12 protein-coding genes and 1 tRNA gene are annotated in these 14,858 nt (G+C 47.3%); 9 read left to right on the forward strand and 4 right to left on the reverse strand.

The window, feature by feature from the left end:
* The first annotated feature begins 24 nt into the window (after positions 1-24).
* The 3 genes from AC2EXB_RS00285 to AC2EXB_RS00295 are packed head-to-tail and all read left to right on the forward strand — an operon-like array spanning position 25 to position 3,385.
* A complete protein-coding gene (locus AC2EXB_RS00285; RefSeq protein ID WP_483602933.1) occupies positions 25-1,632 on the forward strand; it encodes a putative polysaccharide biosynthesis protein in 1,608 nt (535 codons plus the stop codon).
* The gene (gene yabN, locus AC2EXB_RS00290) at positions 1,629-3,092 is read left to right on the forward strand and encodes a bifunctional methyltransferase/pyrophosphohydrolase YabN (protein WP_483602935.1); all 1,464 of its coding nucleotides are present in this window, start codon (positions 1,629-1,631) and stop codon (positions 3,090-3,092) included. Before AC2EXB_RS00285 ends, yabN begins: the two co-directional genes overlap by 4 nt.
* Positions 3,093-3,094: 2 nt before the next feature.
* Positions 3,095-3,385 (forward strand): RNA-binding S4 domain-containing protein, encoded by a 291-nt coding sequence (locus AC2EXB_RS00295; RefSeq protein WP_052654258.1) that lies wholly within the window; start codon positions 3,095-3,097, stop codon positions 3,383-3,385.
* Between the two features lie 64 nt (positions 3,386-3,449).
* Here the strand turns inward: AC2EXB_RS00295 and argF are convergent, their stop codons facing one another.
* Genes argF through AC2EXB_RS00310 form a run of 3 tightly spaced genes read right to left on the reverse strand, consistent with a single transcriptional unit; the run spans position 3,450 to position 8,555 of the window.
* A complete protein-coding gene (argF, locus tag AC2EXB_RS00300; protein ID WP_483602937.1) occupies positions 3,450-4,400 on the reverse strand; it encodes an ornithine carbamoyltransferase in 951 nt (316 codons plus the stop codon).
* The gene (carB, locus tag AC2EXB_RS00305) at positions 4,397-7,492 is read right to left on the reverse strand and encodes a carbamoyl-phosphate synthase (glutamine-hydrolyzing) large subunit (RefSeq protein ID WP_483602939.1); all 3,096 of its coding nucleotides are present in this window, start codon (positions 7,490-7,492) and stop codon (positions 4,397-4,399) included. Before carB ends, argF begins: the two co-directional genes overlap by 4 nt.
* Positions 7,485-8,555 (reverse strand): carbamoyl phosphate synthase small subunit, encoded by a 1,071-nt coding sequence (locus AC2EXB_RS00310; RefSeq protein ID WP_483602941.1) that lies wholly within the window; start codon positions 8,553-8,555, stop codon positions 7,485-7,487. Before AC2EXB_RS00310 ends, carB begins: the two co-directional genes overlap by 8 nt.
* Before the next feature lie 279 nt (positions 8,556-8,834).
* On the opposite strand from AC2EXB_RS00310, the gene AC2EXB_RS00315 reads away from it, so the two are divergent.
* The 3 genes from AC2EXB_RS00315 (at position 8,835) to AC2EXB_RS00325 (ending at position 10,384) form a co-directional block, all read left to right on the forward strand.
* Entirely contained in the window at positions 8,835-9,257 is a 423-nt protein-coding gene (locus tag AC2EXB_RS00315; RefSeq protein WP_483602943.1) for an FtsB family cell division protein, read from the forward strand.
* Between the two features lie 115 nt (positions 9,258-9,372).
* Positions 9,373-9,804 (forward strand): S1 domain-containing RNA-binding protein, encoded by a 432-nt coding sequence (locus AC2EXB_RS00320; RefSeq protein ID WP_235197775.1) that lies wholly within the window; start codon positions 9,373-9,375, stop codon positions 9,802-9,804.
* A 118-nt stretch (positions 9,805-9,922) separates the two neighbouring features.
* Positions 9,923-10,384 (forward strand): DinB family protein, encoded by a 462-nt coding sequence (locus AC2EXB_RS00325; protein ID WP_483602945.1) that lies wholly within the window; start codon positions 9,923-9,925, stop codon positions 10,382-10,384.
* A gap of 44 nt (positions 10,385-10,428) precedes the next feature.
* Here the strand turns inward: AC2EXB_RS00325 and AC2EXB_RS00330 are convergent.
* A tRNA-Met gene (locus tag AC2EXB_RS00330) sits at positions 10,429-10,502 on the reverse strand.
* Positions 10,503-10,621: 119 nt separating this feature from the next.
* On the opposite strand from AC2EXB_RS00330, the gene tilS reads away from it, so the two are divergent.
* From tilS to ftsH, 3 genes are all read left to right on the forward strand, one after another.
* Positions 10,622-12,031 carry a tRNA lysidine(34) synthetase TilS gene (gene tilS / locus AC2EXB_RS00335; RefSeq protein ID WP_483602947.1) on the forward strand — a complete coding sequence of 470 codons (1,410 nt, stop codon included), beginning with the start codon at positions 10,622-10,624 and terminating at the stop codon, positions 12,029-12,031.
* 10 nt (positions 12,032-12,041) lie between these two features.
* Positions 12,042-12,593 carry a hypoxanthine phosphoribosyltransferase gene (hpt, locus tag AC2EXB_RS00340; RefSeq protein ID WP_235197778.1) on the forward strand — a complete coding sequence of 184 codons (552 nt, stop codon included), beginning with the start codon at positions 12,042-12,044 and terminating at the stop codon, positions 12,591-12,593.
* 120 nt (positions 12,594-12,713) lie between these two features.
* Positions 12,714-14,735 (forward strand): ATP-dependent zinc metalloprotease FtsH, encoded by a 2,022-nt coding sequence (gene ftsH, locus AC2EXB_RS00345; protein ID WP_235197779.1) that lies wholly within the window; start codon positions 12,714-12,716, stop codon positions 14,733-14,735.
* The last annotated feature ends 123 nt before the right edge of the window (positions 14,736-14,858 follow it).

The following is a 14,858-nucleotide window of genomic DNA, read 5'->3' on the forward strand; positions in this document are numbered from 1 at the left end:
TGTAGAGGGAATGAGTGAAGCCCGTTGGCGAATGAAGGAACAATGAAAACATTTATGAAAGGCGCAGTCCTTTTGACGATGGCGGGCTTTATCGTCAAATTGCTGAGTGCCATTTACCGCGTGCCTTTCCAGAACTTAGTCGGTGACCGAGGTTTTTATATTTACCAGCAAGTGTATCCGTTTGTCGGCATTTTCAGTGTCTGGACTTCCTATGGCTTTGCCGTAGCCGTCTCAAAGCTGCTCGCTGATTCAGAAAAACAGGACCATGGTGTGATTTTAAGGATCTCTCTCGGTTTTATTGCGGCTGTATCGCTAGTGGTTTTTTTGGTGCTGTTTTTGGGAGCGGAAGGGTTGGCCGGTTGGATGGGCGACCGGAACCTTGCTCCGCTTTTGCAAATTGCCGCTTTAGCGGTATTGCTGATGGCACCGATTGCTGTGATGAAAGGGCATTTCCAATCCCGAAACCATATGCAGCCCGTCGCCTATGCGCAAGTGATGGAACAGGCGATCAGGGTATCGGTCATTTTACTCGGTTCATGGCTAGTGGTCATGGCGGGCTATTCGTTGTATGCGGCGGGAAGCATGGCCATACTCGGTGCCGCTGTGGGAGAACTGGCAGCAGTACTCTTGCTTGTCTATTATTTCCGTCGTTCTTACAATCGAAGAGAACCATCTTCAACAGCGGTCCGTCCATGGCTGATCATAAAAAAAATGACGGTGATCAGTTTAAGCATCAGCATGAGTTCATTGATCCTGCTGTTCTTTCAATTGGTCGATTCGTTTTCCGTGTTTCGTCTGCTGACTGAGGCGGGGATCGACCGAATTTCGGCAATGGAGCAAAAAGGGGTCTACGATAGAGGACAGCCGCTCGTGCAATTCGGCATTCTCATGGCGACATCGCTTGCACTTGCCATCGTGCCGCTTGTTGCCCAAATGGCGAAAAAACCAACCGGAAGACCGGCTCAAGCCTATGCGCAATTGGCTTTCCGCGTATCGTTTTTATTTGCTTTTGCTTCAGCGGTAGGTTTGTCATTGGTCATGCCGTATGTCAATGAAATGCTGTTTGAAACCCGTGAGGAATCAGCGGCATTGATCGTTTTCAGCTGGCAGATCGTCTGGATGGCATTATTGCTGGTTTTGACTTCCTTGCTCTACGGACTAGGAAAAGTGAAAATTCCTGCTTGGCTATTAGCGGGTGGCGTCGTGATCAAAATCATCGGCAATTGGCTGTTGATTCCGCTATGGGAAGTGACAGGTGCTGCGCTTGCGGGAAATCTCGGGCTCGTATTCATCGTTTTCGGCTTGTTGCTGTATTTTAAACGTGTCTGGCCGATCCGATTGGCGCCCACTCGCTATTACGGCTGGATTTTAGCTGCCTCTGCGGCAATGGCATTTGCAGTCACCGGTTGGTCATGGTTTGCTGATGGCGTCGTCTTCGACGGGTTCAGGAGCCGCTTGTCTGCTGCCTTTATCGCCGTGACGGCCGTTCTTCTCGGTGCGGCTGTGTTTCTGGTTGTGGTGGCGCGCAGCCGCATCATCACGGAAAGAGAATGGTTTATCATTCCGTTCGGCAGGAAACTGGCAGGGCTTCAATTGAAATTGAACGCCAGAAAAAAAGGAGATCGTATATGAACACCATCCATGTAATCGGGCTGGGCGCAGGAGATTTGGATCAACTGCCGCTTGGCGTCTATAAAAAATTAAAGAATGCTTCGAAGTTGTATGTGCGGACGGAAGACCATCCCGTCTTGCAGGAATTGGCCGAAGAGGGCATGAGTTTTAACTCTTTCGATGCCGTTTACGAAAAACACGATACCTTTGCCCCGGTCTATGCAGAAATTGCAGATACGCTGATTGCCTTAGCAAAAGAGCAATCGGTCATTTATGCCGTACCGGGCCATCCATTGGTCGCCGAGCAGACGGTTCAATATTTAGTGGAAGCCGAAAAAGATGGAGGTTTCCGCTTAGTGATTGAAGGCGGGCAAAGTTTTCTGGATCCGATTTTCGGAGCGCTCCGCATCGACCCGATTGAAGGGTTCCAGCTGCTCGATGGCACAGCGATGGCAAGCGACGACGTCAATATGACGCAGCATGTGTTAATTGCGCAAGTCTACGATTCCTTTAGTGCATCGGAAGTGAAGTTGACGCTAATGGAAAAATATCCGGAAGACTACGAAGTGACCATCGTGACCGCGGCGGGTTCAGCAAACGAAGTGCTGCGGAAGGTTCCGCTCTATGAACTGGACCGTGCAGCGGAAGTGGATAATTTAACGACGATTTATGTGCCGCCGGCCGTGGACCAAATGGATCGCCTAAAGGAATGGCAGACGTTCCGCCAGATTGTCGCCCGTTTAAGAAGCCCTGAAGGCTGCCCATGGGACCGCGAGCAAACGCAAGAATCATTGCGCCCGTATTTATTGGAAGAAGCGCACGAGCTGCTCCAGGCGATTGAGGAAGAAGATGACGAAGCGATAGCCGAAGAATTGGGCGATGTGCTGCTTCAAGTATTCCTGCATGCACAAATTGGCCAGGACAACGGCTATTTCCAGTTGGAAGATGTCTTGTCAGCAGTCAGCGCGAAAATGATCCGGCGCCATCCGCATGTCTTCGGCGATGTGGAAGCTGCCACGTCAGACGAAGTCGTATCGAACTGGCAAGCGATCAAAGCCCAGGAAAAACCGCAGACGGCTTCCATTCTGGACGGACAGGAGCGCTTCAGTTCCTCGTTGATGACGTCTTATAATTACCAGAAAAAAGCGGCCAAAGTTGGCTTTAGCTGGTCGGATGCAGAAGGGGCTTGGGAGAAATTCCAAGAAGAATTGCAGGAATTTCAGGAGGAAACGGCGAAAGGTTCTAAAGAGCGGCAGCTCGATGAACTGGGCGACCTGCTATTTACTCTCGTCAATATTGCCCGCTTTTATGGATTGTCGCCTGAACAGGCCATGGTCCATGCCAACCAGAAATTCCAGCAGCGCTTCAGCCATGTCGAAAAGCGCGTCAACGAAGGAAGCGGCAATTTCAGCGACTATACATTAGCGCAATTAGATGAATTTTGGAACGAAGCCAAAACATTGGCAAGAAGGGAAGAATGACGATGCGTCTGGATAAATTTTTGAAAGTCTCCCGTTTGATCAAACGCCGTACGTTGGCTAAAGAAGTAGCTGACCAAGGACGGATTACCGTAAACGGCAATAAAGCAAAGGCAAGCTCGGTCATCAAAGAAAATGACGAATTGCAAATCCGCTTCGGCCAAAAAGTGGTCACGGTACGTGTGGATATGCTGAAAGAAAATGCCCGTAAAGAAGAAACGGCCAATATGTACACCATCTTAAAAGAAGAAAAGCTGGATAAAATTGAACCCGAATTCATCGATGACGAAGCGTGAGGGTTTGAAAAATGAAAAGCTGTTCCCGAAGCCAAACGCTTCCGGAACAGCTTTTTTGTGTTTATTAATCGGCCATTAAGGCAACAAGCAAGGCTTTCTGTGCATGCAAGCGGTTTTCGGCTTCCTGGAAAACGACTGAGTGCGGGCCTTCAAGAACCGCGGTCGATACTTCTTCTTCGCGGTGGGCAGGAAGGCAATGCATAAAGATATAATCCGGGTTCGCATGCGCTGCCAGTTCTTCGTTCACTTGATACCCCTGGAAATGTTCCAGACGCTCCAGCGCTTCCGCTTCCTGGCCCATGCTCGCCCAGACATCCGTATAAATCACGTCGCAGCCTTTGACTGCCTCGACGGGATCGATTGTAATCTGTATGGTTGCCCCAGTTTGCAGTGCAATCGTTTGAGCTAGTTCAACCATTTCAGATTTCGGTGCATAAGTGGCAGGAGACGCGATGGAGATGTCCATTCCGACTTTAGCCGCGCCGATCATCAGTGAATTCGCCATATTATTGGCATCGCCGATATAAGCCATTTTCTTTCCTGCACAGCTGCCGAAATGTTCTTGGATCGTCAGTAGGTCGGCAAGCACTTGGCAAGGATGAAAATCATCTGTTAATCCATTGATGACCGGCACCGAACTATGGTCCGCCATTTCCTGGACCGTTGCCTGGTCAAATGTCCGGATCATGATGCCATCGAGATAGCCGGATAAGACTTGTGCGGTATCTGAAATCGTTTCGCCGCGCCCCATCTGGATGTCCCGTGTGCTGAGATGCATCGCATGGCCGCCGAGCTGCAGCATGCCGGCTTCAAAAGACACACGTGTACGGGTGGACGATTTTTCGAAAATCATGCCGAGCACTTTGCCTTCCAATAAAGGCAGGTATTTGTTTTCTGGTTTCTTCAATTCTGCAGCCAGCTCAAGCAAATCCAAAATCTCTGAGCTGCTGTAATCTTTTAGCGAAAGCATGTGTTTTTGGGCAATCTGTGGGGCATAGGGCAAAATCGTTGTCATTGTACAAGCACTCCTTTCGTGTTTCCGTTGATCGCTTTGACATGTTCTTGAAAAGCACCGATGGTTTCTGTGCGCGTCCAAACGTGAAGACGGTGGACAGCAGCTGCAGCTGCCTGGATTTTATCGGGATCAGGGACTAAATCGATATACGCTTTCTTATCGTCCGTTTTCAGCCACTCTTCAAACAGCGTCACTGCTTCTGTTTGAAAGGCGAAGCTTTGATCTTTCCAGAATTTCTCGTCAATCAGCGGAAGCGAGGCTTCGGTAATGAAAATGGTGCCGCCGCCTTTTAGTGAAGCCAGTTGCTGAGATGCACCGTCCAGCGCTTTTTGCATCGCGAGAGTGGAGTCCCGGCTGCTGCCGATGACTTCTCCCGTCGACATCATTTCAGGTGAGAGGACCGCGGACAGGCCAGGCAGTTTAATATGTGAAAACACCGGAGCCTTTACGGTATATTCCGGTTGTCCATTGTATAATTCCTCGATGCCGAGTTCCTCAAAAGGTACACCAAGCATCAATGCCGTCGCCAATTGCACAAGCGGGACGTCGGTGGCTTTTGAGCTGATCGGCACAGTACGGGAAGCCCGCGGGTTTATTTCCATGACGAATAATTGATCGTCTTCGTAAACAAACTGGATGTTGAATAAACCCGTGTATTTCATATTGCCTGCGATATGCCGTGCGGTCGCTGTTAATTTTGCGAGTGCTTCGGAAGACAGGGAAACTGGCGGCGTAATGGAAATGCTGTCGCCGGAATGGACGCCGGTGCCTTCAATATGCTCAAAGACAGCGGAAATCCAAACATTTTCTCCATCCGATAAAATATCCGCTTCCACTTCTTTTCCGGTAATGAAATGATCCACGAGCACAGGGTAAGACATGGCCGTTTGCATCAGCCATTGTTGTAATTCTTGCTCGTCATGCAAAACCGTCATGCCTTTGCCGCCGATGACGTAAGACGGACGCAGCATGACCGGATAGCCGAGAATGCCGGCAAACTCTTGAACTTCTTCCGGCGTCCCAGCCGTGAAGCTTGGAATAACAGGCAGGCCGATCGATTCCAAAAATCCATAAAATCGTTCCCGGTCTTCCATTTGATCCAATAGATCCACTTCGGAACCAAGAATTGTGATGCCTGCCTCTTCCAGTTCCGCTGCCACATTCAGTGAAGTCTGGCCGCCGAACTGGACGATGACTTGCGTGATGCCTTCGAAGTCGAGCACATTCAAAATGTCTTCAGCCGTCATCGGTTCAAAATACAACGCATCCGCGATTTCGTAATCGGTGGATACCGTCTCTGGATTGTTATTGATCATAATGGCTTCATAGCCATGCTTTTGAAGGGCGAGCACGCTATGCACGCAGCAATAATCGAATTCGATGCCTTGTCCGATCCGGATAGGGCCTGACCCGATCACTGCCACTTTTTTCTTCGTAGACTTTCGTTCGTCCGCCTGGCCGTTCCAAGTGGAATACAGGTAATTGGTCTGCGAACGGAATTCCGCTGCACACGTATCAATCACCCGGTAAGAAGGGAATAGGCTCCAGCTTTTGCGCTGGCCCCAGATTTCAGCCGGAGAGACATGCCACAGATCGGCTAATTGCTTATCGCTGAAACCGAGCGCTTTCGCTTGCTTTAAGCGGCTATAGGTCATACTGTTCCAGGACAATAAATGCAATTTATGCCATTCATCAACGATGCGCTTCAAAACGTATAAGAAGTAAGGGGCAATTGCCGTCATTTCCTGCACTTGCTTTACGGTTTTATTGCGGATCAGCAATTCGAACAGCACGAAGAGCCGGCGGTCGTCCGGTTCTGAGGCCATCTTTTCTAGAGTCGCTGTCGGCAATTCAGCGAGTGCCGGCAAGCGGAAACCGTCGAGCGGCATATCGAGCGAGCGGATCGCTTTTTGGAAAGCGGCTTCCATGCTGCGTTCAATGGCCATCACTTCGCCGGTCGCTTTCATCTGCGTCCCGAGTGTGCGGTTCGCCTGGTGGAATTGATCAAAAGGCCAGCGCGGAATTTTCACGGTGACATAGTCGAGTGCAGGTTCAAAACTCGCAAATGTAGTGCCGGTCACTGGATTTTTCAATTCATCCAAGGTGTATCCGATCGCCAGTTTAGCTGCAATTTTTGCAATCGGGTAGCCGGTCGCTTTAGAAGCAAGTGCCGAAGAACGGCTGACCCGGGGATTGACTTCGATTAAATAATAAGCGGAAGTTTCAGGATGCAAGGCGAATTGGACATTGCAGGCACCGACAATCCCGAGTGCATCAATAATGTTGATCGATGCAGTACGGAGCATATGGTACTCGCGGTCATTCAATGTCTGGCTCGGAGCCACTACAATCGAGTCGCCTGTATGTACGCCGACAGGATCCATATTTTCCATATTACAGACTGTGATGCAGGTGCCGTTTTGGTCGCGCATCACTTCATATTCAATTTCCTTGTAGCCGGCAATGCTTTTTTCTACCAGGCATTGCTGGATAGGACTCGCGCTTAAACCTTGGGCAACAAGCGAGACATATGCAGCCTCATCTGCCGCGATGCCGCCGCCAAAACCGCCCAAAGTATAGGCAGGGCGGACGATCAATGGATAGCCGGCTGTATCGGCAAATTTCAATGCTTCTTCAATGGAATAAATGATATCGCTGCTTGGGACAGGCTGTTCCAATTTATTCATCAGTGCACGGAACTGTTCACGGTCTTCTGCTTGCTTGATCGAATCCATATCGGTGCCAAGCAGCGAGACGCCGTATTTGGCGAGGACGCCGGAATCCGATAAAGCCATTGCTAAATTCAATCCGGTTTGGCCGCCCACTGTAGCCAGCAAGCCATCGGGCCGTTCTTTTTCCAGAATGCGGGTAAGGCTGTCGACTGTCAGCGGTTCGAAATAGACTTTATGGGAAATGGTTTTATCTGTCATGATTGTGGCCGGGTTGTTATTGACGAGAATCACTTCGATGCCTTCATCTTTCAAGGCAAGGCAGGCTTGAGTTCCTGAATAATCGAATTCGGCAGCTTGTCCGATGACAATAGCGCCGGAACCGATCACTAGTACTTTTTGGATTGCGGGCTGTTTAGGCATGTAAGGTCACCTTCTTTTTCTGTTGGATTAATGCAAGAAACTGGCTGAATAGTTCTTGATGTTCAGCGGGTCCTGGCGCTGCTTCCGGATGAAATTGGACCGTCAGCAGCGGAAGTTCGGGATGGCTCAATCCTTCGATGCTGCCGTCATTGACGTTTTTATAAAGAATGGAAAGCGGCGTTTCCGATATGCTTGCATCTTCTACGACGTAGCTGTGATTTTGGGAACTCATTGTCACTTTCTGCGTCTTTGTATGGATGACTGGGTGATTGGCGCCGCGATGGCCATAAGGCAATTTCGTCGTTCGGGCGCCGAAAGCGGAAGCGATAATCTGATGGCCGAGGCAAATCCCGAAAGTGGGATAGCGTTCTGCCCAGTCCCGGTAAACCGGAAACAGTGGGGCTAAGGCAGCGGGGTCGCCAGGGCCGTTAGAAAACAGCAAGCCGTCCAGTTGAAGCGCATCCAGCTTCTCAGTCGGCAAATTATAGGGAAGAATGCTGACTTTGCATTTGCGCTGCAGCAATTCCGTTAATATAGAAGATTTAAAATGGAAATCAATTAACCCGATGTGAATGTCTCCATCGCCGAATATTGTAATTTCTTCTGTATGTTGGTGTTCCGGGAAAAAGTCGGTTTGGATGGGGTTCCACGAAATTAGGGAAGAAGTGAATGGGCTCATTTCTGACTGCATCGTCCCGTATTCGCGGACAATCTGAATAATGGAGCGGGTGTCTACGCCGGCTAAAATCGGAACTTGGCCCCTTGCTGCAAAGTCACCGAGGGAAATAGCCCCTTTTTCTAAAGGCCCTTCGTATAGCTCCACTACGACAATTCCAGCTGCCTGAATCTTCTCTGATTGAATATGCTGGCTTTGGATGCCGTATTGGCCGATTAATGGATAAGAAAACACGATGATCTGTCCCTTGTAGGAAGGGTCAGTCAATACTTCTTCGTATCCCGTCATGCCCGTGAAAAAAACAATTTCGCCTTGAATGGTTGTTTTAGCGCCGTACCACTGCCCTTTGAAGCTAATTCCGTTCGAAAGTGTCAACAAACCTGTCATACTTTCACTCCATTCTTTATTCATTAATAATGCATATTTATAAATCGTTATTTGTAGAAAAACTAATTTTATAGATTAAATCAAGCATTTTTAAATAATGTCTCTTATTATATAATGTATAAAAATTAAGTCAACAGTATTTTTATTAATTAAAATGAATACTCAAGTAATTTTTTTCCCAGAAATGTTTCAAAAGTAGTAAGAATTGCAAAAAAACCTTATAATTACTGGGTTTTTCATGTATAATGGCAACAAAGTGAGTCGGAGGAGGGAAGAGTCATGAGTTTGAAGAGAGAAAAGCCGTCGGAAAATCGCGAAGTCGCTTCAATTCGCAATGACTATGTCCGCTCGGTTGAACGGAAAGAAAAGCGTCATCAAGCACATAAAGTTCGGTTATTCAGACGTCTGTCTGTTTTCGGCATTTTGGTGCTCATGGCGAGCATTTGGATCGGCACCACTATTTATGCCCAATCCCAGACCATTTCTGAAAAAGAGCAAATGCGTGCGGAAACGCTAGCTTCGCTTGAAAAAGCGGAAAAAGAGCAGAAGAAACTCGAAGAGCAGATTTTGTTGTTGAACGATGATGAATATATTGCGAAATTAGCGCGTAAAGAATACTTTTTATCTGAGGACGGGGAAATCATTTTTACCCTTCCAAATGAGGACCAAAAAACAAAAGAAAAAGCCAATGAAAAAGAGTAGTCAGTTGACACTCTTTTTTTGATGGTTATAATAAAAAGTGGGACAAGTGCCCGTTATAAAGAGTTTATGGCCCAAGTCGGTGTCATTTTAATTTTTAAGGAGGAGCATTTTTTTTATGTCGATTGAAGTAGGCAGCAAGTTAGAAGGTAAAGTTACAGGTATTACAAATTTTGGAGCGTTCGTTCAGCTTCCAACCGGTGCAACAGGCCTCGTGCATATCAGTGAAGTCGCTGACAATTATGTTAAAGACATCAATGACCATCTTAAAGTTGGCGAAATGGTAGAAGTGAAGGTTATGAATGTGGAAGCTGATGGAAAAATCGGTCTTTCAATTCGTAAAGCGAAGCCTCAGCCAGAAGGCGCACCACAGCGTCCAGACCGCCCACAACGTCCACGTCCAAGCAACAACCGTTCGTTTGAGCGTGCTCCTAAAGAGAACTTTGAAACAAAAATGGCGAAGTTCCTAAAAGAAAGCGAAGACAATTTGACTTCTTTAAAACGCGCTACAGAATCTAAACGCGGTGGCCGCGGTGCAAGAAGAGGCTAACTTGCTAGCTGTTTTAATAGCATAGGAAAATGCTTCAATACAGCTTAACAATTTAAACTGAAACGCTTCTCAATTGGGAAGCGTTTTTTTTATAAAACAAAGCTGGAGGGGTGCAAGGATGGAAAAAACGCAACTGATTAATGGCATGAATGATTATGAAGTTTTTTTAGCCTCACTGAATACCTCGGTGAAAACGGAAGCGGAAGCGAACACCGCGATTGCTGAAGGGAAATGGTCGATTGCCCAAATCATTATGCATTTGGCTGAATGGGACCGTTTTATGAGGGAGCAGCGTTTGCCCCAAATGGAGCAAGGTGCGGAAGTGGAAAGATTGCCGGATGTGGATGCATTTAATGAAGCCGCAGTAAAACCGGTAGCTTCAATGAAATTCCAGGAAGTGCTGGGCCATGCCCAAAAGCAGCGTGCCTTGTTGGTACAGGAAATTGAAGGCATGGCAGACGCAAAATGGCATTCCCGTTTTCACATCGGCCAGCGAGAAATGGATCCGGCAGCGTATTTTGCTGGCATCCTTGAGCATGACGCCCATCACCGCAAGCAAATAGAAGGTTTTTTGGCATGAAAAAAAGCAGCATCCGGTGTGGATGCTGCTTCTAAAAAGAATGATGGCGGCAGAGGGGATCGAACCCCCGACCTCACGGGTATGAACCGTACGCTCTAGCCAGCTGAGCTACGCCGCCTTGTTTAAACGAACATTTAATATCATACTATCGAATAGATGGTGTGTCAATTGCAACTTGAAAATAATTTGATTGCGTATTGGAACACTGAAATTGAAACAAAAAGAGGTGGCCGGTTCATGAACACATTTCATCAGAAATTGATGGATTATATTGAGAGCCATCGTTTGCTTGAACGAGGAGACCATGTATTGGTGGGGTGTTCTGGAGGAATCGATTCATTGGTCTTGCTGCATTTCTTGAAAACCCACGAACAGCATTACGGCATTCGACTTTCTGCCGTACATGTAAATCATATGCTGCGAGGAGAAGAGTCTTTGCAGGATCGGATTTTCACAGAAAGCCTGTGCCGGGAATGGGGCATCCGCTGTTTTAGCCGGGACATCCCGATTCCTGCCATCTTAAAGGCGGAAGGCGGCAACAAACAGCAAGTTTGCCGGGAACAGCGCTATGCGTATTTCGCTGAAATTCTTAACACCAGCGGCGCCAATAAATTAGCGACTGCCCATCATGCAGACGATCAGCTTGAAACCATTCTTCTATCGGGTCTACGGGGAACGCTTGAAACGGCCAACTTCGGAATGCCGGTGCGCCGTCCTTTTGGAGTCGGTGAATTGGTTCGTCCGCTGCTCGCTGTGACGAGGGATGAAGTGGCAAACTATGCAGCTGAAGAAAAGATCAACCATCGGGAAGACTCCAGCAATGCAGAAACGGCTTATACGAGAAATCGTGTGCGCCATACCATCTTGCCTCTTTTGAAAAAAGAGAACCCCCGAGCGTCCGAACATTTCGCAGAACTTGCGGAAACGATCCAGGAAGACCGGCAGTTCATCGAAGAGCTTGCCCGCATAAAATTGGAGGAAATAGCTGTTTTCGATGAGGAAAGCATTTCTTTATCGGCGGAAAAGTTCGCAGGAGAAGCACTTGCTTTACAAAAAAGAATGGTTCTACTACTATTAAATTATCTATATAATGAGCAGGAAGTGCCGATTAATAAGCAGTTGGCAGAACAAATCCGAGAAATGATGGGAAGTTCGTCAGGTACTGTTTTTTTGCATTTGCCAGGTCATTATCAGATGGTTCGCGAGTACGACACGGTTTTATTCGGCCGGCGTTTATCGGTTGAACCGAAACAACGAGTTATTTCCACTATATCTACGGAGTGGTCTGAAATAATGAATGGTTTTCGCTACAAAGCAGTGCCGGTCAGCCAAATCAACGAAGAACATGCCGCCTATTGGTATTTCGATTCCGCGAAAAGGCCATCGATGGTGTTGAGGAACCGAAAACCGGGAGATCGCATCCAGCTTGCTGGAATGGAGCACCCCAAAAAAGTGGCACGCTTGATGATTGACGAAAAAGTGCCTACTCTGCAACGGGAAAATTGGCCAGTCATTGCAGCGGCAGAAGGTGATGTTCTGCTAGTGCCAGGTTTACGCCATTCTTGTTTTTTTAGCCGCAAAAAGCGGCCGGAAGACGATTGGGTATTAATTGAACAATATGTTAAGATCGCAAAAAGCGGATTATAGGAGGTCCACCATGCTAGAGAAAGACATTGAAGAAGTATTGATTACTGAAGAACGTTTGCAGGAAAAGGCAAAAGAATTAGGTGCTATTTTAGCGCGTGACTACGCAGACAAATATCCTTTGGCGATTGGCGTATTAAAAGGCGCAATGCCGTTTATGGGAGATTTGATGAAGCGTATGGACAGCTATGTGGAAATGGATTTCATGGATGTTTCAAGTTACGGCAACGCGACAGTTTCTTCAGGTGAAGTAAAAATCATCAAAGATTTGAATGCAAGTGTGGAAGGCCGTGATCTTCTCATCATTGAAGATATTATTGACAGTGGATTGACACTTAGTTATTTGGTGGATCTATTTAAATACCGGAAAGCAAATTCCATTAAAATCGTTACATTGCTTGATAAACCGTCTGGACGCAAAGTGGATTTGAAAGCGGATTACATCGGATTCGAAGTTCCGGATGCATTTGTGGTCGGATACGGATTGGATTACGCTGAAAAATACCGTAACTTGCCGTATATCGGTGTTCTAAAACCTTCTGTTTACAGCGGGGAAGAAGAATAGTCAAGAGTTGGTCACAGACGTTGGAGTTGTCGGCAACGGCAAGGGCTTTTCGTTGTATGCTTAAATGTTCCTATGTTAGTATTTAGTATAGTTTTGGGAAACTTTGTGAGGAGGCTTAGGATGAATCGGATATTTCGATACACCATATTTTATTTACTGATTTTCCTTGTTATTATCGGTATCTTGGGAACATTTAACAATAGTAACCAACCGACTAAAAATATAGGATATAACGAATTTCTGGACGCGCTGGAGAGTGGCGAAATCACGGAAGTAACCATTCAGCCAGATGCCATGGTTTATGAAGTAACAGGGAAGATGGCCGGCTATGAAGAAGGCGAATCTTTCATTACCAATATTCCATTGGAAAACGAAGCATTGACAGCTGAAATCGATGCTGTCGCAAAAGCACAAGATGGCGTTGAAGTAAATTACTTGAAAGCTCCGCAGACAAGCGGTTGGGTTTCATTCTTCACGGGGATCATTCCTTTCATCATCATCTTCATCCTCTTCTTCTTCCTGCTTAACCAATCACAAGGCGGCGGTGGCGGCCGAGTGATGAACTTCGGTAAAAGCAAAGCGAAGCTGTATGACGATCAAAAGCATAAAGTCCGCTTCCCGGATGTTGCCGGGGCAGACGAAGAGAAACAGGAACTTGTGGAAGTGGTTGACTTCCTGAAAGATCCACGCAGATTTGCTGATATCGGTGCACGCATTCCAAAAGGGATCTTGCTTGTCGGTCCTCCGGGTACTGGTAAAACACTTTTGGCTCGTGCAGTTGCCGGAGAAGCGGGTGTTCCGTTCTTCTCAATCAGTGGATCGGATTTCGTTGAGATGTTCGTCGGAGTCGGGGCTTCCCGAGTTCGTGACCTTTTCGAAAATGCGAAAAAGAATTCACCTTGTATCATTTTCATCGATGAAATTGATGCAGTAGGGCGTCAACGTGGCGCTGGCCTCGGCGGCGGACACGATGAGCGCGAACAAACTTTGAACCAATTGCTAGTTGAAATGGATGGTTTCGGCGCAAACGAAGGCGTCATTATCATTGCAGCGACTAACCGTCCAGATATCCTGGATCCGGCACTTCTGCGCCCAGGCCGTTTTGACCGCCAAATTACGGTTGGACGTCCAGACGTAAAAGGCCGCGAAGAAGTATTGAAAGTTCATGCACGCAATAAACCGCTTGAGGAAAACGTTGATTTGAAAGCTATCGCTCAACGTACACCTGGTTTCTCAGGAGCGGATTTAGAGAACCTCTTAAACGAAGCGGCACTTGTTGCTGCAAGACGCAATAAATTGAAAATCGATATGTCCGATCTGGATGAAGCATCTGACCGTGTTATTGCGGGACCTGCTAAAAAGAATCGTGTCATTTCGAAAAAAGAACGCAATATCGTGGCTTTCCACGAATCTGGCCATACCGTTGTCGGCTTGACATTGGATGATGCAGATGTTGTGCACAAAGTAACCATTGTTCCTCGTGGACAAGCAGGCGGCTATGCTGTCATGCTTCCAAGAGAAGATCGTTACTTTATGACGAAACCGGAATTGCTCGATAAGATTGCCGGCTTGCTTGGTGGCCGTGTAGCGGAAGATTTGATTTTTGGTGAAGTTTCTACTGGTGCCCACAATGATTTCCAACGCGCGACAGCTATTGCACGCAGCATGGTAACTGAGTACGGGATGAGTGATAAGATTGGGCCGATTCAATTCGGTCAGGCGCAAGGCGGAAACGTCTTCTTGGGCCGTGACTTCAACTCAGAACAAAACTACTCAGATGCAATTGCTTTCGAGATTGACCAAGAAATCCAACGCATCATCAAAGAGCAGTATATCCGCACGAAAGAAATTCTGACTGAAAAGAAAGAGTTGCTTGAATTGATTGCGACTACATTGCTTGAAGTTGAAACGCTGGATGCGGCTCAAATTCTTCACTTGAAAGAACACGGAACACTTCCTGAGCGCTCGTATGAAGCGTTAAACGGAGATTTCGGCGATGATTCAACTACACCGAATCTGAAAAAAGACAACGAAGTAAATCCGGATGCAATCGGTGCTCCTTCTGATCCTTCGGCAGGCGATTTGCCAAAAGAAGGCCAAACAGGCGAAGCGCGCGGACCAATCCAGGAAGACCGTAAGTAAAATGAAATCAAAAAGCTGTTTGCTGAATCCTTTAAAGGGGACGGCAAGCAGCTTTTTTTTCATTCGCTCAAATGGGAAACGAATTTGAACGAGGCATTTTCAAATTTGTCTAAAAATATGGTA

It is taken from the genome of Planococcus alkaliphilus (assembly GCF_057031095.1).